We start from the raw sequence: 18,773 nt of genomic DNA, 5'->3' as shown, positions 1-18,773 counted from the left end.
CCAGTTAAAGAAGTAGTGTCCCACGCAAAAAAACGCCGTGGGACACTACTTCTTGCTTATGGGCTTTCTGATCTTCTGGTTCAGACGTTCGAAGGCCATGCTCAATGACCTAGATCTTCCCACCAGCATTCCAGTCGCTGACCGCGCGCCAGATCTGCTCGGGCCAGCGCAGAGGGCTGTCGAGCAGCAACGCGACGGCGAAGGCGAGGATCAGCCAGGGCGGGCTGTTGCCCTCGACGACCACGCGCTCGACACGGCCCGCGCGCACGGCATTGGCGTCGGCCGATTGCACGACGTCGCGGCCGGCGGTGGCGGTGCGGATTGCCTGATCGCGCTGCGTGCTGGTGCCCAGCGTCTGCGCTGCGGTGCGGGCCGCCTGCCCGTTCGCGGCGACCTTCGGGCCGCTCAGAAGCCCGGGCAACGCGCCACAGGCGCCAAGCGCGAGGCAGAGCGCCAGCGCGCCCCCTGCCCGGCTCACAGCCCGCTCAGGCACAACTCGCGCTCCGCCTCCCGCCGGCGCACGAGGCCGCGCACCACCTGCCCGCCTGCCTTGTTCCAGAGCCGCAGCGCGTCGCAGGCGCCGCGCAGATCGCCGGCCCGGGCCCGGCGCGCCATGCTCGAGCCACAGAATGCGCCGGAGCCGATGTTGTAGGCAGCCGAGACGAAGGCCGCGCGGTTCTCGCGCGGCAGCTCGGCCGGCAGACACGGCCGGATCTCGCGCTCGAAGGCCGCCACGCGCACCGCCAGACGGCTGTCGCATTCGGCGGGCGTCGCTACCTGCCCTGGCCGCACGCCCTGCGTGTCGCCGTCGCAGATGGTCCAGACGCCGACGATATCGCGGTAGGCGCGCAGCTCGCGCCCCTCGAAGGGGGCGATCACCGCCGCGGCAAGCGCCAGCACCGCGCCGAGCCCCGCCACCGTGCGCCGGCCCGCGGCGCCGCTCTCGTCGACGCAGAAGGCCCGGCCCCGGCCCCGGCGCCATTTGCGGATCAGCAGCGCGAGGTTCACCACCGCGATCAGCAAGCCCACGATCGGCACCAGCTGCGAGGCGCAGGGTCGAGGCGCTCTCGAGCGAAGGCCACCACACCGGGAAGCTGATTGCCCCCGGGATCGTCCCCCAGCCTGCCCGCGTTGCGATCTGGTCGAGTTTGTCAGTCGTCACTGTCCTGCCCCTTTCCGGCAACAAAAAACCCGCCGGCGGCGGGTGCATCTTCATGGGTTGTTTTGATCGCCCGTCAGTCGGCGGGGGCATCGTGCGGCGGCAGGGTCACGGGGCCGTCCGCGGTCACCGTGATCGGCGCCGGGAAGCGGGTCGCCTCGGGGGCCTCGGCGCCATGCGGCAAGATCAGGGTGAGCGCGATCTCGCCGCTCTCGCGCCGGACGATGTCCGAGGCAATCCAGGCGTTGCCCGCCTCGGCGCGCGGCAGGGTCCCGCCCGGCGGGAGCGTGGCAAGGTCGATCGCCTCGCCGTTCAGCACCAGCACATCGCCTGCGACGGAAACCACCAGTGCATCGTCGCGCCGCATCGGGCTCAGGGTGATCTGGAACATGGGAAACTTCTTTCGGTCAGGCCCAACGGCCGCGGATGGTCAGATCGACCGGTTTCGAAATGCGGGCGCCGGACAGATCCCAGCAGGACAGGTCAATCCTGCTCAGAAGCAAGACAACCGCGCGTTTTCAACGGGCTGCGGCGTAAAGTGGACGAAACGGCATAGACGCGAAATCAATGACTTAAAGGTTTCTGTGTAAACGCTTCTGATGCAGTTTTCGTCGCGGTCTCAGGTCGCACGACGCCGGCGCGCCTGCGTTCATCCTTGGCAAGATGACCACGGAAAGGAGCACACCAAGACCGCGCGGCAAAGGCCGGTCCATCCCGGTGAAATCCTGAAGCACGAAGTCCTGGTCGAAATGGGGATCAGCGCGGGCAAGCTCGCGAAGCACATCCATGTCCCCCGCACCCGGATCGAGCGTCTGTGCGAGGAAAAAACCTCGATGACCATCGACACCGCGATGCGCCTGTCGCGCGCGCTCGGGAGCACGCCAGAGTTCTGGATGAACCTGCAGATGACCTATGACCTGCTGACCCGCGCCCGCGGGGATGAACCGAACAAGCAGCCAGATATCGGCCTGCTCGACAAGCGTCGGGGAGGGAAGCTGGTATTCAAGAGGGGAAAATGATGGCCGCCGTGGGACAGCCATCGCGTCGGGGAGCTACCAGGACCACCACGATCATCGCCATGCCGACGCTGCTTATATAGCCCGCAAACTGTGAGAATTCAACATGGAACGCACGTTTTTGATCGAGGTGAACGACCGGGAGGCCAGCGATGCGCTCGCGGCGCTGCTGCACCGCATGGAAGAGCGGCGCGGCCCGTTCCCCGCGCCCGCGGGGATTAAAGTGAATTCTCACACTCTCTCCCGCCTGCCCCTGACCATGCGCCAGATCTGCTCGGGCCAGCGCAAGGGGGTGCCGAGGAAGATCAGCCTCGCGGGGCAACCATTCACTTTCTGCGCGAAACTGCTTGACCAGAACTGAGCAGGGGCTGACTTTTAGGCTCGATCATGCAGGAGTCGCGGCAGCTCTGACGCATAGAGGAAGCACTCCTTCCCTTCCGGAAGCGAGCAGATAACCTGTTGAGTTTGTCAGATTTCACAGCTACTCTGAGAAGCGCGGGGGCGCCGGGGCCTTGGTGAGCTACACGATAGCTGAAGCTCGGGTTTGCTGACGGTCGGGCATCGGATTTCGGCCTTTAGCGGCAGATCAACACAAGCCGGGACCCGCACCTAACTTCTGAATTTATAGCCATAGTGTTCGAATATCGATCGCTGATCGCGTGATAGGCCAATCTTGTCGATCGCATGTGGTTGAAGAACGAGACCGACATCACAGACCTCACCTTCATGCCTTGCCATACATGGTGACAGCGCCTTAGCTGGCTCGGGAGACCATCTAGGCGAGCTGGTTTCAACGGCTTGATAGAAGGCGCTTGCCGCTACGTCAGCGAGTTGGAGGCCCGCATGCATGTAGTGAGGGACGTAGTCAACCAAGTCGAAACTGAGCACTTCGTGGTTCATAGTGTGCCAATTGAGGTAAGTTCGTCCCGTCATCTCCTGGAAGCGAAGGAGCTCCCAATAGGCCTTCGTTTGCCCGTAGGAGTGTCCACCTCTGGCGCTGAATACTACTTTCATCTTGGTGTGCTTTCCGAGCTTTCGGAAGGAGTTGTCAGCGCAATAATTCGTGGAGCGTTCCATCATGATCCTGACAACCCAGTTATAAAACCACTGCTTTCCTCCTGCCTGAGAGGCGCGCTGATTATTGTATCCGCGCATGTTTTTCTTGTTCGAGCAGACGGAAAATACCCTAATCGGAAACGTCGCGAGCATCTCAGCCGCACGTCGTTGTTTCGATGGACTTAACTTTCGGAAGTGCAGTGTTTGTGATTGCGTAGCGGAAATGTCTTGGCGAACTTGATCAAGCCATTTTCGGCAGTTGCCCTCATCATGTGCCCGGATCATCAAGCCGGTGATGACGAGCCACTCGCTCGCACCGTTCTGGTCAATCGGCTTGACCTTTGTGAGCCCGTCATCACCGGCTTCATCAACATAAAGCACATATTCATAATCCATGCAGAGATCAGCCGCGTGCAATGGGGATTCGTCAAGTATTGAGAAGACGCTTTTGCTCCGCTTCGCGTTCTTTTCGGCTTTCGAGAGAGCCTCTGCTTTCCTAAATGCCAGGCAGCTACCCCGGCAGAGTCACAATGACGGGCGTGCCATGTGTCGCGATGATGGTGTGTTCGTATTGGACCGCCAAGGCACGCGGATGGCTATAGAGGGTCCAGCCGTCATCGCCTTCCGTTGCCATCAGGCCGCCCCGGGACAGGAAAGGCTCGACCGTCAGCACCATCCCGTTGTGCATGCGGCGCTTGTCACGTCGCGTGGGCCAGGTTGCGATCTCTTCCGGATACTCATGCAGCGAACGACCGACACCATGACTGGCAAGATTGCGGATCAGGGTATAACCGCGCGCGGAAGCGAAACGCCCGATCGCCTGACCGATCCCGGCCAGCGGCTTGTCGTGGCCGACCTGTGCAATTCCGATCTGCATCGCCCGTTTGCCGTCCTTGCACAGGCGGTCGAGAGATGCGCGCACCGGAGGCACCCGCATGCTCGCCCCGGTATCGGCGAAGAACCCATCCTTCGACGCGGAGACATCGATGTTCACCAGGTCGCCCCGGGCGATGGCCCTTCCGCCGGGGATCCCATGTGCAATCTCCTCGTTCACGCTGATGCAGGTGGTTCCGGGGAAGTCATAGGTGAGCTTTGGCGCCGACTGGGCGCCTTCGCGTTCCAGAACCTCGCGCCCGATCTCGTCGAGTTCGCGCGTCGTCATGCCGGGTTCGAGCGCATTCGACATGATCTTCAGCGTGTTCGCCACGATCCGGCCGATGGCCTTCATGCCATCCAGTTCATCTTCGTTGGTGATCGTCATGACAAACGCTCTTTCGCTGGGGAGACAGGGCAGCACCACGATAGTGCATTCCGGCAAGGTTTGCATTGCCTGAACGAGCGCGGGGATTTTGCTGCAGCACCGACTGAGCGGCAGCTTTGCCCGCATCAACGACATTTGGCCCAGGATTTTGCTGCGCCCAGCCATGAACGTCAGAAAAATGAACACACTTAATTACACACATCCGCTTGATGCGGCGGAATGAGTGTGTATATAAATACCCACGAAGGAGGGGCGATGGAGCTCGAGACCAATTCCCGAAAGCTCCTGAAGGTTCTGAAAGACGCAGGGTTCGAGGTGGTGTCCGTCAAAGGCGATCACCATAAGCTCCGGAAGGGCGACAGGACGGTGATCCTGCCCCACCCGAAGAAGGACCTGCCGCTTGGCACCGTCAGGAGCATCTACCGACAGGCGGGGCTGCTCTAGGCCCCGTCACCATCGCCTCTCCGCATCCACGTCAAGGAGGACAAGATGCGCTACTATACCGCGCTCGTGCATCACGACGAGGGCAGTGCTTACGGCCTGACCTTCCCGGATCTTCCCGGCTGTTTTGCCGCCGCGGACAGTTGGGACGACATCCCCCGGGCCACTGCCGAGGCGCTCGATCTCTGGTTCGAGGATCAACCCGATGTCGAGGCCGCGTCGATCGAGACCATCCGCAAGCGCCCGGAGGTGGCCGAGGAACTCGCCGCCGGCGCCGTGCTGATGCCGGTGCCCTACATCCCGGCGGACACCGCCCTCGCCCGGGTCAATATCTCGATCGAGCGCGGGCTCTTGCGGGCCATCGACGAGACCGCCCGATCGCGGCACATGACCCGTTCGTCCTTCCTCGCCTCAGCCGCCAGGCGCGAACTGGTTGGCGCTCCCTGACGTTCAGTGATGGCCAGCTAGGGGCAGGCCGGCTCTCAACGCAAGAACCAACATTTCAAAGGCCATTTCCGATGAAATTCCTGCCTTTCATTTCCGCCTTCCTTTTTTCAACCGCGGTGCAGGCTGCCGATATCAGCGGCACAGCCTCGGTGATTGATGGCGACACGATCGATATTCACGGCCAGCGCATCAGGCTTCATGGCATCGACTGCCCTGAGGGGCGGCAGCGGTGCTACGTCGCGGGAAAACCCTGGGCCTGCGGAACAGATGCCGCAAATGCCCTGGCAGACCAGATCGGCCGAGCACCTGTTTCCTGCCAACCTCGGGACGTCGATCGCTATGGACGTGTTGTGGCGATCTGCAGATCCCGTGGAACCAACCTCAATGCCTGGATGGTCGAGAATGGCTGGGCTGTCGCCTATCGCCATTACTCTCTTGACTACGTCGCCGCAGAGAACCGGGCACGATCGGCCAAGCGCGGCATCTGGGCCAGTCAGTTCGAAATGCCTTGGGACTGGCGACGCAACCACTGACAGTGGCGCATCTCAGCCGTCACAGGCGCACCCTGGCCCCTTGTGGCAAGTGTATGATCTGCTGATACAGCTATCCCCGCAGGCTTTGCCCTTGTGGCAGATTTTGCAGCAGGCTGCATTGAAGACCTTTTCCTTCGGCTCCTGGTTCTGGATCCGGCCTAACAGATCGATCGCGGCATCCGGCTTGACGATCTCAATCTGAAGAGATTGGGGCAGAAAGGGCTGCCCAGACTGGGCGTTAGCCGGAAAGAGAAGAGCAGAAACACAAAGGACCAATATCATGAACAAATGTTTCATGGGTCACCCCCCTTCGGCAAGGGACGACGCACCCAATTCGACGGCGCGTCAAGTGAAGATTGGCTTCATGGCTAATGCCTATTGACCTCCCCGCCTGCCCCTGACCGCGCGCCAGATCTGCTCGGGCCAGCGCAAGGGGCTGTCGAGGAGAAGCGCGACGGCGAAGGCGAAGATCAGCCAGGGCGGGCCGGCCCGCGAGCACGACGCGCTGGTGGGCAACCTGCGGACGCTGGCGGACGGCGGCAACGTGGTCGCTAACCTGTTTCCTCTCGAGGCCCGCCACTGCCACCGCGACGGCGAGGCCCCCGAGTTCAACGTCAGCGTGAACACTGACGGCGTGATCGTCGTCCCGAACAACATGACGATGGAGGAGTTTCTCGAGGAGCACCGTGCGGCAGGTGAGCTGCCCGACGCGCCCCGCCGTGAAACCGTGGAGCGCATCCCCGGATGGCAGAACATCAAAGAAGTGCAGGTCCCCGGAAACGCGGCGCAGAGACTAATCGTCTTTTTGTGTGCTGTCTTCTCTATGCGCTATGGGTTCGATCGTGTCTCCATAACCTTTTGGCAGCTCCATCGGACGGGGGGCCGCCTTTTCTTTCCGCTCATTAGCTTCGCGGCGATTTCGCCGACGTATCGCTTTTTGCGTCATATCGCTATTCAAGTCGAGTAGGCTCAACACCCCCCCAACGAATGGAATAGTCCGAAATATCGCAAGTGATCCAGAAAAATATAGTAAGCTCGGCATGACCCACCCGAGGTCGATAGGCGCAGCAACATAAGGAAGACTAACATCAAGTTTCCAGCTCAGTGCTTTGCCCGCAATTAGGGACACCACAGCGATGAAATCAAGGCTTAGGAGCACCACCCAAAATAGCATTTGGCTCTTAAGTGCTTTGTGGTAACGCTGGGCCTCTTCGAGCTCCAGACCGTCCGGCTTCAATATTCCTGCCGTGAAAATCATTGCAGGTAGAATTACGGCTGATTGAATGCTGAAAAAAGCAATCAATTCAGTTGTCACATCTTTGACGGCATCGTGGGGCAAAAGGCAAGAACCAGCCGCCGCAACTGCGGCGGCGCCAACCAAATCCCATTTTTGCCGCAGCCACGTCATCTATGTTCCGTCTGTGCTCTATATCTTGCCGTTATCCACGAAGTAGTCATAGGCAGACCTGAGCTTAGACCGGACGTCATCCGGGTCCAAGAGGCTTCCATTGTTCAACACGCGCACCGGGTAGCTGAGCCTGATATCCTTGCCACTCTGTCGCCCAAGCTTACCAACCGCCGTTATCTCTCCATCTGGCAGGTTCCGAAGCGCTTGCTGCATTGGAGCGCGGCTGACCCGTCGCTTTCTTGCCTTGTAGCCGATGTGAACCGAAACATCCAAGTCGGCACCTTCTGGAATGCTTTCGAGCAGGCGTTGAACGTCTGCCTCGTTACTCATGATTGCACGGAGAACGTTAAGGGCTCGTTCACCCCACGAACGCTTGGCGTCTACGTCAACGTGTTGCTCCACTTCCCTGCCGGGAACCTCGACAGGCTGCTCAGGAAGGTGCGTGGGTGCGGCTTGCACGACGCCGGTGCCGCCGACAATTATCTCGCGCACGTCATCGAGGTCGCCTCCAACGTCTTCAACATCAAATTTCGCATTGAGGAGCACTTGCCCATTCGCTCCCATTTGGGAGGTCCGCTCCTTAAGTAACCATGTCAAATACTGTTCGAGCTGCTTTGTGGTGAGTGATCGGCTTTGAATAGTCAGAACATGATTGCCGATAAGCATCCAAAACATCATTGAATGGATATATTCACGACCTTGCGGAGGCGGCTGTTGTTCTACAGGCAGCATAGCGGCATCGGATTCATCCCGCAGAAGAGCTTGCATGAAACCCTTCGTGTAAACGGTCAAGTCGCCGAAGAAACTCGTTCCATCATCGTGGAATACGTTCATCAATAACGTATCTGAGTTTTCGGGAGGCATGATCCAAGCGCGCCGTTTCCAGTGTCCGGCCAATTCACCACCGTCGTGCATATCTTCCATTGCGGCTCTAACGAGAGTTTCGAGTGTATTTCCGCCCAAGGCTCCAACTGGATCTTCCATTCTGCGGTAATGCACTGTGAGCGATTTTCTTTCCGCCATTCGTCTTTTACCTATGAAATTTACATGGACATGTGCGATATTGAACATTGCTACAACTCAAACGAGAGGACAGCAAGTACTAGCGCTCAGCCGTCCGGCGCGAACTAGTCGGCGCGGTCTGAACGTCAGGCGGTGCCGTCGCGCCTCCCCCTGACCGCGCGCCAGATCTGCTCGGGCCAGCGCAGCGGGCTGTCGAGAAGGAGCGCGACGGCGAAGGCGAGGATCAGCCAGGGCGGGCTGTTGCCCTCGACCACCACGCGCCCGACACGGCCCGCGCGCACGGCATTGGCGTCGGCCGATTGCACGACGTCGCGACCGGCGCTGGCGGTGCGGATCGCCTGATCGCGCTGCGTGCTGGTGCCCAGCGTCTGCGCTGCGGTGCGGGCCGCCTGCCCGTTCGCGGCGACCTTCGGGCCGTTCAGCAGCCCGGGCAGCGCGCCACAGGCGCCAAGCGCGAGGCAGAGCGCCAGCGTGCCCCCTGCCCGCCTCACAGCCCGCTCAGGCACAGGTCGCGCTCCGCCTCCCGCCGGCGCACGAGGCCACGCACCACCTGCCCGCCGGCGCGGTTCCAGAGCCGCAACGCGTCGCAGGCACCGCGCAGATCGCCCGCCCGGGCCCGGCGCGCGATGCTCGAGCCGCAAAATGCCCCCGAGCCGATGTTGTAGGCGGCCGAGACGAAGGCCGCGCGGGTCTCACGCGGCAGATCGGCCGGCAGACACGGCCGGATCTCGCGCTCGAACTGCGCCACCCGGGCGGTCAGACGGCTGTCGCATTCGGCCGGCGTCGCCACCTGCCCCGGCCGCACGCCCTGCGTGTCGCCGTCGCAGATCGTCCAGACTCCGACGATGTCGCGATAGGCGCGTAGCTCGCGCCCCTCGAAAGGAGTGATGACCGCCGCGGCAAGCGCCAGCACCGCACCGAGCCCCGCCACGGTGCGCCGGCCCGCGGCGCCGTTCTCGTCGAGGCAGAAGGCCCGGCCCCGGCGCCACTTGCGGATCAGCAGCGCGAGGTTCACCACCGCGATCAGCAAGCCCACGATCGGCACCAGCTGCGAGGCGAAGGTCGAGGCGCTCTCGAGCGTCGGCCACCACGCCGGGAACGAGATCGCCCCCGGGATCGTGGCCCATCCGGCCCGCGTCGCAATCTGGTCGAGTTTGTCAGTCGTCACTGTCCTGCCCCTTTCCGGCAACAAAAAACCCGCCGGTGGCGGGTGCATCTTCATGGGTTGTCTTGATCGTGCGTCAGTCGGCGGGGGCATCGTGCGGCGGCAGGGGCACGGGGCCGTCCGCGGTCACCGTGATCGGCGCCGGGAAGCGGGTCGCCTCGGGGGCCTCGGCGCCATGCGGCAGAACGATCGTGACATGCCACGCCCCGTTCACCTGCTCGGGCTGCCCGACGATCCAGTCGTGCGGCGCCTCGGGGTCGGCGGTGTAGGTGGCAAGGTCGATCACCTCGCCGTTCAGCACCAGCACATCGCCTGCGACGGAAACCGCCAGCGGATCATCGCGCCGCATCGGGCTCAGGGTAATCAGAAACATGAGAAGTCCTTTCGGTCAGAACCAGCGGCCGATGGCCGTCGCTTCGGCAATCAGGGCCGAGCCGATCGAGGCTGCGGACAGCACGGTGATGCCGCCGCTGCCGGCAGAAAGCGGCCGGGCCTTGGCCCATACGGCACCGCTTGCGCGCACCGAGGCCGAGACATTGGGCGGTGCCATGAATGCCGCCGGGAAGTTCCAGGTGAACTCCGACGAGGTGTAGATCGCGCCGGCCGCCACCGTCACGGCGCTGATGGAAAGCGAGGCGATGCAGCAGATCTGCGTGCCATCGGCGAAGCGGACATACTCGCCGTTGGCGTTACTGCCGCGCTCGATCACGGCGCCGGTGGGCACACCCGCCGCCTGCCCCACCGTGCCAAGGACATTGCCGCTGTCATAGAGGCGGCGCCACGGGCCCCAGGAGGTGACGGCGTAGCTCTTGCGGATCCAGGTCTGCCCGTTGTTGGGCGTCGCATAGATCTGCGTCGTCTGGTTCGGGGTCGGCCGCAGCACGAGCACGCCGTCGCCGACGGTCGCCCCGGTCGGCAGCGTGCCGAGCGTGGTGGCGCTCGAGACCCACCAGAACCCCTGCGGGATGTCGAAGCGGTCGATGTCGTCGAGCGCCGGGCTGGACGTCGCCCCGAGCCCCATCCAGCCCGGGGTGAGCAGGCGCCCCGCCGTCGTGTCGGCGGCGGATTGCACCACGGCGGTGCCGCTCAGGAGCCCGGTGAGCTGCAGGCCGGCGGCGGTGATCCGCGCCCGTTCGACCCCGCCGGTCGCCAGGCCGAGAATGTTGGCACCGGCGCGGAACAGGCCGGTGTCGGCATCCACGGCAAAGGCCATCGAGGGCGCGACGGCCGAACCCGTGGGGACGAACAGCGGGAACCCGTCGCCATAGGCATTGATCGCCGCTACCAGAGCGTTGAGCTGCGAAATGGCATTGTTTGCGTCCGACACGAACGTCGGGAGATATGCAACCGTGGCATCCGCGCGAGCCGGAAACGTTGCCGGATCGTTCCGGCTCGGGGATGCGGGCGGGACAGTAAATGTCGCGGTGATCGTCGGAAGTGTCATGTAAGGCCCTCCACTTCAAGGCTGCCAAAGCTGACGGAGGTCGTCAGCGGGATCGAGAAATCCTGGAAGAAGCCATAGACGGTCGTGCCGAACTGGCTCGTCTCGTCGCCGGCGTAATAGACGGCGGGGGTGGCGCGGACCCGCGCGAGGATCGACCGGATGCGGCGCGCATCACCGGTCGGGAAGCTGAAACGGAAACGCGTGGTGTCGGAATAGGCGCGTTCGACGATGGTGAAGTTGCCGAATGTGTCGCGCTCCTTCACCGAGAAATCCTCGATCCCGATCTCGGTATCGACCAGCGTCTCGCCGAGCACCTGCGCGCGACCGAGCACGATTTGGCCGACCTCGGTGAGGCCGCCCGAGGTCAGGGTGATGTCGACCCGCGCACCGGTGTAGATCGGGATGCCGGTGACGATCTCCTGATCCGCATAGGTGATCGGCTCGAAGAAGTAGCTCCACCAGTCGAAGACTGTGCCGCCGTCGATCAGGCTGCGGGTCTGGTCATAGATGAGCCCGTCGACGGGATCGGTGACCGCGACGCGGATCGAGGCAGCGCTGAGCCCGAAGAAGGCGATGGCATCGGAGAGCATGTCCGGCCGCAGGCTGTAGGTGATGGTGCCCGACTGTGCCACCGGGTCAGAGATCAGCTTGTCGAATGCCCGCCATCGGTTCGTCGCGCCGAGGCGGACCCAGTAGGTGCTGGTGGCATCGGTGAGCGGGTCCTGTCCTGTGCTCGCCGCGACGGCCTGATAGACGGCATGGCCGCGGATGACCTGGTCTGCGACGTCATACCCCGCTCCGGCATCCCAGGCCGGGGCGTCGGTCTCGGCGACATTCGACGCCAGGAGCATCGCCTCGGTGATGGCTATCGTTTCGATGAGCCTCATGCGGTGGTCTCCTGCACTGGCGGTTGCCCGATCGTGTCCCATTTACGGAGCGTCTTTGCGCTGGAGCGCGTGTTCTCGGCTGTCTGCATCCCAAGTTGCCTCTGCTCATCGCGGAGCTGCCGGATCTCGGCGCGCAAGGCGTCCCGCAGCGCCTTCATCTCGGCGATCAGCGCGTCATTCGCGCCGCCCAGCATCCGCTGGGTCTGGCCCGCGGTGTAGATCCGGCTCGGGCCGGTCGCCTCGAGCTCGGGGCCGTTCTCGCCGACCAGCCTAAGCCCGCCGTCATGGGTGCCGCCGCGGGCGAAGGCGGGGAAGCCCTGCGATGCGATCTGGTCTTTGACGAGATCCTCCGTGGCTGCGCTGAAGAGCCGCCGTCCACCAAGCGGGCCGGTGACGAGGAAGGCGAAGGGGCTGACCCGCTGAAGCCGGTAATCGCTGAGCGCGTAGGAGGCCGGCGCGGGCGTGCTGTCCTGTGGCGCGACCGAGGCGAGATAGGCCGCCTCGAGGTTGCCGGTCGGGTCGTAGATCGTCGAGGACAGGAGGTCGGCGGCGTCATAGCCGGCAATGGCGCGGCGCAGCTGCAGCGCGGTCTGCCCGGTCGTGTCGAGGCCGATGATCCCCGCCATCGCGGCAAGGTCGGCGTCGGTGACGAAGTAGTTGCCGAGCGCATTCCTGGTCAGCCCCGCGGCATAGGTGTTGAGGCCGGTCACCGCGGTCTCATGCGCGGCGCGGGCGGTCTCGGCGCGCACGGCGGCGGCGAGATCGCCAAGCGCACCGCGCAGCGCCGTCATCGGCGCCGCGATCGAGGCCTCGGTCGTCGCCTCATACCAGGTCGAGAAGGCCGCGGTCGGGTCGAAGCGAAAGCTGCCGCCAAGCGTCAGCGTGCCGCTCGTGCTGCCCGAGATTGCGCCGAGGAACGTGCGCTGCTGTGCCGTCAGGCCCGAGAGATTGACCAGCCCCGTGACCGTGCGCTCGACCGTCCCGGTCGTCGCCGTCAGGATGCGGCGCTGATCGTCGGTCAGCACGCCCCTCGCCTGCATCGCGATCACCCGCGCGATATACGCGGTGCCGGACTGCAGCATCGTGCGCTGGTCAGTGGTTAGCGTGCCGGTGGCGGTCAGGGCCAGAGCACGCGCGACACTGCCGGATGATGCCGCCAGCATGCCGCGCTGGTCTGTGGTGAGAGATCCGCTGGCGGCCATCGCCAGCACGCGCGCCACATATTGCGTGCCGGACAGCAGCATGAGGCGCTGATCGGTGGTCAGCGTGCCGCTGGCGCTCAGCGCGAGGGATCGGGAGATCGAGGCACTGTCGGCGAGGATCATCGAGCGCTGGTCACCGGTCAGCGAACCGCTCGCAGTGAGCGCCAGCGCGCGGGCGATGGTGCCAGACGACGCCAGCAGCATCGAGCGCTGATCGCTAGTGAGTGCCCCGCCAGCGGCGAGCGCCAGCTGCCGGGTGACGGTTGCGCTCACGGCTGCCAGCATCGAGCGCTGATCGGTCGAGAGCGCGCCGGTGGCGGTCAGGGCCAGCCCGCGCGAGATATTGGCCGTCTCGGCCAGCAGGACGGCCCGCTGATCGGACGTCAGCCCCCCGGTCGTCGACAGGATCAGCGCCCGGGTGACGGTCGCGGCCGCCGAGGCGAGGATGGTCTTCTGATCGGTCGAGAGCGTGCCGGTGGCGGCAAGCGCCAGCAGCCGCTGCACCGTCCCCGACGAGGCCCCAAGCATCGCGGCCTGTGCCGCGGTGAGGCTTCCGGTTGCCGTGATGTTCACCGCCCGCAGCACCGTGGCCGAGACCGCGCCCAGCAGGCGCAGCTGATCCTCGGTGGCGCTGCCGGTCGCGCGGAAGGCAACGGACTTCTGCACCGTCTCGCTCACCGCGCTCAGCAGCAGGCGCGCCTCCGCGCTCAGCGCCGAGAGCGCGATCGTGCCGGAAAGCGTCTTCTGCACTGCGGTGCTGCCCATGCCGATCTGCGCGAGGTAGAGCAGCCCGGTGGCCGAGACCCCGGTCAGGTCGATCGCCGCCCGGATCGTCGCCGAGGCGGTCGTCGCCTGCGTCTTCAGCAGCGCGATCTCGGCCGCGGTCAGGCTGCCCGCATAGACCGTCGCGAGGGTGATCGCCCGGGCGGCCGAGGTGTTGGCGTTGAGCAGCAGCGCCCGCGTCGCGGCATCCATGTCCGAGACCAGCACGCCGGTGATATTGGCGACATAGCGGCCCTGCTGGGAGAGCAGGATGCGCCGCGCATCGGCCGAGAGATCGGCGCCCAGCGTGGCCTCGATCAGCGCGGCATAGCTGCCCTGCTCGTCGATCACGATCCGGCGCACGTCAGCGCTGACCCCGGGCGAGAGCGACGCCATGACCGAGACGCCATAGGCGCCGACAGTGCCGAGCGCGAGACGCTTCGCCTGGGCGTCGATGTCGGTCGCGAGCGTCGCCGTCACCACCCGGGCGAGCTCGCTGTTGCCGGCAAGCGCCACCTGCATCGTCTCGGCATCGAGCCCGGCCCCGGCGAGCAGATGGACCGTCTTGCGCAGCGTCGAGACGGTGTCGACCGCCAGCCGCGTCAGATCGGCGCCGAGGTCGTTCTCGGCGGCATAGGTCACCGTCTTCACCATCTCGCTCGCCCCGGTCAGCGCCAGCCATTTGAGATCCGGCGTCAGATCCGAGCGGGTGATGAAGTCGATAGTGCTGGTGATGCCGGTGTCGGCATTGCGCAGCAGCGCCTTGAGATACTCCGGGATCTGCGCATCCTCGACCGCGGTGATGCTCAGGTCGATCTGCTTTTGCAGGCTGGCATAGTTGATCGCCGCCGCGGCCGTGATCGCGTCGTCGAGCGATCCGAGCTGCGTGTTCAGCGTGGCGATCTGCGCCTCGCTCAGCGCATTGCCGGCGGCGAGCGTGTCGGCCACCTCCTGCATCAGGTCGACCTGATCCTGGTAAAGCCCCTGGATCACGTCCCACCGCGCCCCCTCGATCTGCGAGGCGCCCTGCACCGTGCCGAGATCCGACAGCACCCGCGCCTGCGCCAGCGCCAGCTCGGTCGCCGAGCCCGCGGTCGCCCCCACGGCGTCGAGATAGGTCTGCGCGACGCTGGTCAGCCCGTTGACCGCATCGAGATCGCCCGCCAGCGCCGAGGCGAGCCGGGTCTGGTATTGCGCCTGGCTGAAGGCCGTCGCCTGGGTCGGCGAGACCAGCGCGCCCGAGGTCGAGCGCATCGTGCGGATGAACTCGGCGATGCTGTCCGCCGCCTTGTACCAGTTTCCCGCGGCCGTCGCCGACGCCTTCTGGCTTTCGGTGACCGCGTTGATCGTCGCATCAAGGCTCGTCGAGACCGCGCCGAGCAGGGTCTCGAGCTCGGCCGTGAGCCCCGACACCGCCGGCAGGATCTGGTCCATCACCCCCGCCATGCCCACGAGCTCGGCCCAGAGCGCGCGGCCCGCCTCGGTGGTCAGGTCCTGCGCATCGATCAGGGCGCGATATTCCTCGCGCGAGCGCGGCAGCGCGGCGTTATAGGCGGCCAGCGCCGTCGCCGCCTGCCGGGTCAGGATCGCCTGTTGCTCGGCCGCCGAGTAGAACGTGCCCCAATAGGTCGAGACCGCCGAGGTGAAGCCGTCGGCGCCGCCGAGCAGATCCTCGAGCGCCGAGGACACCGCCGCGCCGGCGAGGCCGGAATAGCGCAGCGCATAGCCGAGGGTGTCGAAGGCGCCGTTGACCGTGGTCAGCGCGGTGCTGAGCCGGGTGAGCGCCTCGGTCGCGGTCTCGCCCGTCGCGATCAGGTCATCAAGCCCGCCGATCATCAGCGCATAGGCATCGGCCGCGTCCGACATCGCCGCGGCAAGCGCCTTGCCGATCTCCTCATCCGACAAGCCCTTGGTCGAGACCTTCAGCTCATAGGCGAAGGCGTCGAAGGTCTCGGTCGCGATGCCCAGAACCGAGGCCATCGACAGGATCGAGGCCTGCGTGGCGTTGATCGCCTGAGTGATCGGATCAGCCACCTCGGCAGACGCCGGCTTCGTGCTGGTGCTGGTCGAGGAGCTGAGCCCCCAGAACTTCGTCTTCTTCACCCGCTTGTAGGTCGAGACCAGCACATCGGTGTCGGTGATCACCGCCTTGATGCCGGCGTCGAGGAGCTTCGTCTTCGTCCCGAAGAAGCTGACCAGCCCGGCGATGATCGCGACCGGGCCGGCGATGGCGCCGATCGCCGAGCCGAGCGCGCCGAGCGAGGAGGCGATCGAGCCGCCGGCCCCGCTCAGGAGCGCGCCGACGTTGCCGGTGAGGTTCGCGAAGGCCGTCGTGACCGAGGTCGAGAGCCCGGCAAGCCCCGCCGAGAAGGCGCCCGAGATCGAGCCCCAGGCGGAGGACATGATCGAGCCCGCGAAGTTGCTCATGCCGAGCGAGAGCGCCGAGAAGGCGGTGCCGATCCCGGACAGCGCGCTGCCGGTCGCGGCCGCCGCCGCGGTGCCGCCGGCCGAGACCGAGCCGTTCAGTCCAAGGCCGACGACGATCTGGTTCTTCATCGCCAGCGCGATCGCCTGCTTGAGCCAGGACTTGAGCGCATCCGTCATCGAGCTCAGCCCACCCTCGAAGCCGTCGACCAGCCCGGTCGAGATCGCCTCCGACAGATCGCCCACAAGCGGCAGGCTGTCGGCAAGCTCGACGTTCAGCGCGCGGATCGCCCGCGCGAACTCGTCCTGCGACAGCGCCGCCTGCAACGGCACCAGCTTCGCGAGCTTCTGCCGGTAGGCCTCGAGCGGATCGAGCGACGCCCGCAGCGCCTCGAGCTCGCGCTCGTGCTGGCGCGCCAGCCGCTCGGCCGCGCGCATCGCCGACCCGGCCGAGCGCGCCTCGGTGCGGTTGCTCTCGATCAGCTGTTCCCGCTGGGTGAGCAGATCCTTGAGGGTGCCGATCTGTGCCATGTCGGTGGCGTAGCGGGCATTGGCGATGAGCAGGTCTTCCCCGGCGGCCACCGCGGCGTTCCGGTTCGCCTGTGCCCGCGCCTCGAGCCCCGCGACCATCACCGCATTCGCGGCATTCGCCCTGGTCTTCAGGGCCTCGATCTCGACACCGATGGAGGCGACCTGCGCGTCGAGACTGGCCGAGAAGGCCGCTGCCGAGGACAGCGCCGAGGCAAGCTGCTGCGCCGCGGTCTGCGCATCATCGAGGTTGATCGCGAGGCCGCTCGCCAGCCGCTCGGCCTGCTCGGTGTAGCCCGCATATTGCAGCGCGTTCACCGCGAGCTGACCCGCCGATTTGGCGGCATCGAGGAGGCCATCGGGAATGCGCCCGCTTTCGTCCTTCGCCATGCCGAGCAGCCGGACCAGATCCGCGGACCCGTCGATGACGTTCTGGATGTTGCCGGTGTCTCCCATCTTCTTCAGCGCGTCGGCCACGTCGACGGCCTGCGTCGTGGTCAGGCCATACTGGGCGCCAAGCGTCTTGGCGGTATGCTCGGACAGCTGCATCATCGCGATGCCGGTCGAGCCGTCGGCGGTCATGTTCCGCTGCGCCGCCCGGTAGACCTCGACCTGCTCGACAAGCCCCGCGAGGCTGGTGTTCAGCCCCTTGGTGGCCTCGGTGATGTCCTTCATCACGGTGATCCGGTTAAGCCCCAGAACCGCGATGGCCATGTCGCGCGCCGTCTCGGCGTTCTCCCCGAACTGCTTGCGCAGCGCCGCCATCGGGATGGCCGCCTGCTCGATCGCGCCCTTCATGTCGCCGACCGAGGAGGACAAATCCCCGATGATGTCCTTGAGCGAGCGCGCCTTCTCACCGGAATTGAAGAAGCTCATGGCAAGCGGACCGAGCACTGCGATGGCCCCGCCGGCCAGGATGCCCCACATGCCAAACACGGTCAGCATGTCCGCGGCCTGAATGCTGAGCGCCTGCATGTAATTGCCGGTCACCGCGCCTTGCTGCGCCACCTGGTTCAGCTGGAAGGAGAACTGCTTCATCGCATTCTGCCCGCCGCCCACGCTCGCGAAGAGCTTGCCGAACCGTCCGGTCGACTGCTGCGTAACCTGATTGACCGACAGGTATTTCTGCGCGGCCATGTCCAGCACCTGGTTCGCCTGGCCCTGCGTGATCGCGCCGGTCTTGACCGCGGCCGCCATCGACTGCTGTGCCGCCTCATAGCGCTTCGAGCTCGCATAGACCGGATCGAGCGAGGCCCGCAGCGCCTCGTATTGCCCGGTCGAGAGCGCCACCGCCGCGGCCTGCTCGCGCTGCACCTGTTCGGCCCGCTCGGCCGCGGTGGCCACGCCCATGTAACGGCTCGCCGCCTGCTCGAGCGCGATGTTCGCCGCGCGCTGCGTCGCGTCGCCGCGCTCCACCATCGCGGCCAGATCCTGCTGGATCTGGCGATAGCGCTGCGAGGCGGCGAAGGCCGGATCGAGCGAGGCGCGCAGCCGGTCGAAGGCGGTGCCAGACCCCGCGACCGAGCGCGAGATCCCGGCCATCGACTGGTTGACGTTCGCCGCCATCTTCTGCGTCGTCGCCACCAGCGTGCGCGACCGGCTTTCGTATTGCGAGAGGTCGAGCGTGGCGCTCACCTGCATCGCTGCGGGGCTGCTCATCGACATGTCGGGGCTCCGATCGTGCAAGGGGAAACGGCGGGCCGCTCAGCCCGCCGTGGTGTCATCGAGATCCACCGGCGCGATCGCCAGCGGGTCCTCTCCGGCCTTCAGGGCCGCGCAATAGCCCGCGCACATCGCCGCGAGCGTCTCGATCTCCCAGGGCTCGGACAGCCGCTCGGTCGCATGGGCGAAGGCCGCGATCTCGGGCCAGTCGGTGGCGCGCGCCTCGGCGAGCCCGGGCCGGAGCGGCCCGAGGATCTGCATCGCCTCGACCAGATACTGCCCGGCGTCGAGCACCGGCAGGCGCAGGTCGCGGCCGCGCTTGTGCGCGAAGGTCAGCCGCGACACCGTCCAGCTT

At 65.3% G+C, this 18,773-nt stretch carries 20 protein-coding genes; 5 read left to right on the top strand and 15 right to left on the bottom strand.

Annotated elements, in window-relative coordinates; genetic code table 11:
* Positions 1-109: 109 nt before the first annotated feature.
* The 3 genes from AC0QTQ_RS07540 to AC0QTQ_RS07530 form a co-directional block, all read right to left on the bottom strand.
* Positions 110-478: a bacteriophage spanin2 family protein gene (locus tag AC0QTQ_RS07540; RefSeq protein ID WP_480258949.1), complete on the bottom strand. Its 369-nt coding sequence runs from the start codon at positions 476-478 to the stop codon at positions 110-112.
* Positions 475-1,029, bottom strand: a complete 555-nt coding sequence (locus AC0QTQ_RS07535; protein WP_480258948.1) for a lysozyme — start codon at positions 1,027-1,029, stop codon at positions 475-477. Before AC0QTQ_RS07535 ends, AC0QTQ_RS07540 begins: the two co-directional genes overlap by 4 nt.
* A gap of 206 nt (positions 1,030-1,235) precedes the next feature.
* Entirely contained in the window at positions 1,236-1,550 is a 315-nt protein-coding gene (locus tag AC0QTQ_RS07530; RefSeq protein WP_480258947.1) for a hypothetical protein, read from the bottom strand.
* A gap of 208 nt (positions 1,551-1,758) precedes the next feature.
* Between AC0QTQ_RS07530 and AC0QTQ_RS07525 the strand changes: the two genes are divergently transcribed.
* Positions 1,759-2,178, top strand: coding sequence for a HigA family addiction module antitoxin (locus AC0QTQ_RS07525; protein ID WP_480258946.1), 420 nt, complete (start codon positions 1,759-1,761; stop codon positions 2,176-2,178).
* A 103-nt stretch (positions 2,179-2,281) separates the two neighbouring features.
* Positions 2,282-2,536: a hypothetical protein gene (locus tag AC0QTQ_RS07520; RefSeq protein WP_480258945.1), complete on the top strand. Its 255-nt coding sequence runs from the start codon at positions 2,282-2,284 to the stop codon at positions 2,534-2,536.
* A gap of 248 nt (positions 2,537-2,784) precedes the next feature.
* On the opposite strand, the gene AC0QTQ_RS07515 is transcribed toward AC0QTQ_RS07520, so the two are convergent.
* Positions 2,785-3,627, bottom strand: coding sequence for a DUF3800 domain-containing protein (locus AC0QTQ_RS07515; protein WP_480258944.1), 843 nt, complete (start codon positions 3,625-3,627; stop codon positions 2,785-2,787).
* 115 nt (positions 3,628-3,742) lie between these two features.
* Positions 3,743-4,492, bottom strand: a complete 750-nt coding sequence (gene map, locus AC0QTQ_RS07510; protein WP_480258943.1) for a type I methionyl aminopeptidase — start codon at positions 4,490-4,492, stop codon at positions 3,743-3,745.
* Between the two features lie 255 nt (positions 4,493-4,747).
* Between map and AC0QTQ_RS07505 the strand changes: the two genes are divergently transcribed.
* The 3 genes from AC0QTQ_RS07505 to AC0QTQ_RS07495 all read left to right on the top strand — a co-directional run bounded on the left by AC0QTQ_RS07505 (position 4,748) and on the right by AC0QTQ_RS07495 (position 5,913).
* Positions 4,748-4,936, top strand: a complete 189-nt coding sequence (locus AC0QTQ_RS07505) for a type II toxin-antitoxin system HicA family toxin (RefSeq protein WP_480258942.1) — start codon at positions 4,748-4,750, stop codon at positions 4,934-4,936.
* A gap of 45 nt (positions 4,937-4,981) precedes the next feature.
* Positions 4,982-5,380 carry a type II toxin-antitoxin system HicB family antitoxin gene (locus AC0QTQ_RS07500; protein WP_480258941.1) on the top strand — a complete coding sequence of 133 codons (399 nt, stop codon included), beginning with the start codon at positions 4,982-4,984 and terminating at the stop codon, positions 5,378-5,380.
* A 71-nt stretch (positions 5,381-5,451) separates the two neighbouring features.
* The gene (locus AC0QTQ_RS07495; protein ID WP_480258940.1) at positions 5,452-5,913 is read left to right on the top strand and encodes a thermonuclease family protein; all 462 of its coding nucleotides are present in this window, start codon (positions 5,452-5,454) and stop codon (positions 5,911-5,913) included.
* A 12-nt stretch (positions 5,914-5,925) separates the two neighbouring features.
* On the opposite strand, the gene AC0QTQ_RS07490 is transcribed toward AC0QTQ_RS07495, so the two are convergent.
* The 10 genes from AC0QTQ_RS07490 to AC0QTQ_RS07445 all read right to left on the bottom strand — a co-directional run bounded on the left by AC0QTQ_RS07490 (position 5,926) and on the right by AC0QTQ_RS07445 (position 18,763).
* The gene (locus AC0QTQ_RS07490) at positions 5,926-6,210 is read right to left on the bottom strand and encodes a hypothetical protein (RefSeq protein ID WP_147435526.1); all 285 of its coding nucleotides are present in this window, start codon (positions 6,208-6,210) and stop codon (positions 5,926-5,928) included.
* 496 nt (positions 6,211-6,706) lie between these two features.
* Positions 6,707-7,321: a hypothetical protein gene (locus tag AC0QTQ_RS07485; protein WP_480258939.1), complete on the bottom strand. Its 615-nt coding sequence runs from the start codon at positions 7,319-7,321 to the stop codon at positions 6,707-6,709.
* Between the two features lie 18 nt (positions 7,322-7,339).
* A complete protein-coding gene (locus AC0QTQ_RS07480) occupies positions 7,340-8,392 on the bottom strand; it encodes a hypothetical protein (protein WP_480258938.1) in 1,053 nt (350 codons plus the stop codon).
* Positions 8,393-8,469: 77 nt separating this feature from the next.
* Positions 8,470-8,835: a bacteriophage spanin2 family protein gene (locus tag AC0QTQ_RS07475; protein WP_480258937.1), complete on the bottom strand. Its 366-nt coding sequence runs from the start codon at positions 8,833-8,835 to the stop codon at positions 8,470-8,472.
* Entirely contained in the window at positions 8,832-9,512 is a 681-nt protein-coding gene (locus AC0QTQ_RS07470) for a lysozyme (protein ID WP_480258936.1), read from the bottom strand. Before AC0QTQ_RS07470 ends, AC0QTQ_RS07475 begins: the two co-directional genes overlap by 4 nt.
* A 73-nt stretch (positions 9,513-9,585) precedes the next feature.
* Positions 9,586-9,882: a hypothetical protein gene (locus AC0QTQ_RS07465; protein ID WP_480258935.1), complete on the bottom strand. Its 297-nt coding sequence runs from the start codon at positions 9,880-9,882 to the stop codon at positions 9,586-9,588.
* A gap of 15 nt (positions 9,883-9,897) precedes the next feature.
* Positions 9,898-10,836, bottom strand: coding sequence for a pyocin knob domain-containing protein (locus tag AC0QTQ_RS07460; protein WP_480258934.1), 939 nt, complete (start codon positions 10,834-10,836; stop codon positions 9,898-9,900).
* 113 nt (positions 10,837-10,949) lie between these two features.
* Positions 10,950-11,840 carry a hypothetical protein gene (locus tag AC0QTQ_RS07455; RefSeq protein ID WP_480258933.1) on the bottom strand — a complete coding sequence of 297 codons (891 nt, stop codon included), beginning with the start codon at positions 11,838-11,840 and terminating at the stop codon, positions 10,950-10,952.
* Complete coding sequence (locus AC0QTQ_RS07450; protein ID WP_480258932.1) at positions 11,837-18,421, bottom strand: hypothetical protein; 6,585 nt, start codon at positions 18,419-18,421, stop codon at positions 11,837-11,839. The genes AC0QTQ_RS07455 and AC0QTQ_RS07450 overlap by 4 nt, the downstream gene beginning before the upstream one ends.
* Positions 18,422-18,460: 39 nt before the next feature.
* Positions 18,461-18,763, bottom strand: a complete 303-nt coding sequence (locus AC0QTQ_RS07445) for a hypothetical protein (RefSeq protein ID WP_480258931.1) — start codon at positions 18,761-18,763, stop codon at positions 18,461-18,463.
* Between the last annotated feature and the right edge of the window lie 10 nt (positions 18,764-18,773).

The sequence above is a fragment of the Paenirhodobacter sp. YD-8 genome, assembly GCF_056590935.1.
This window is presented reverse-complemented; position numbering and strand designations above follow the sequence as displayed.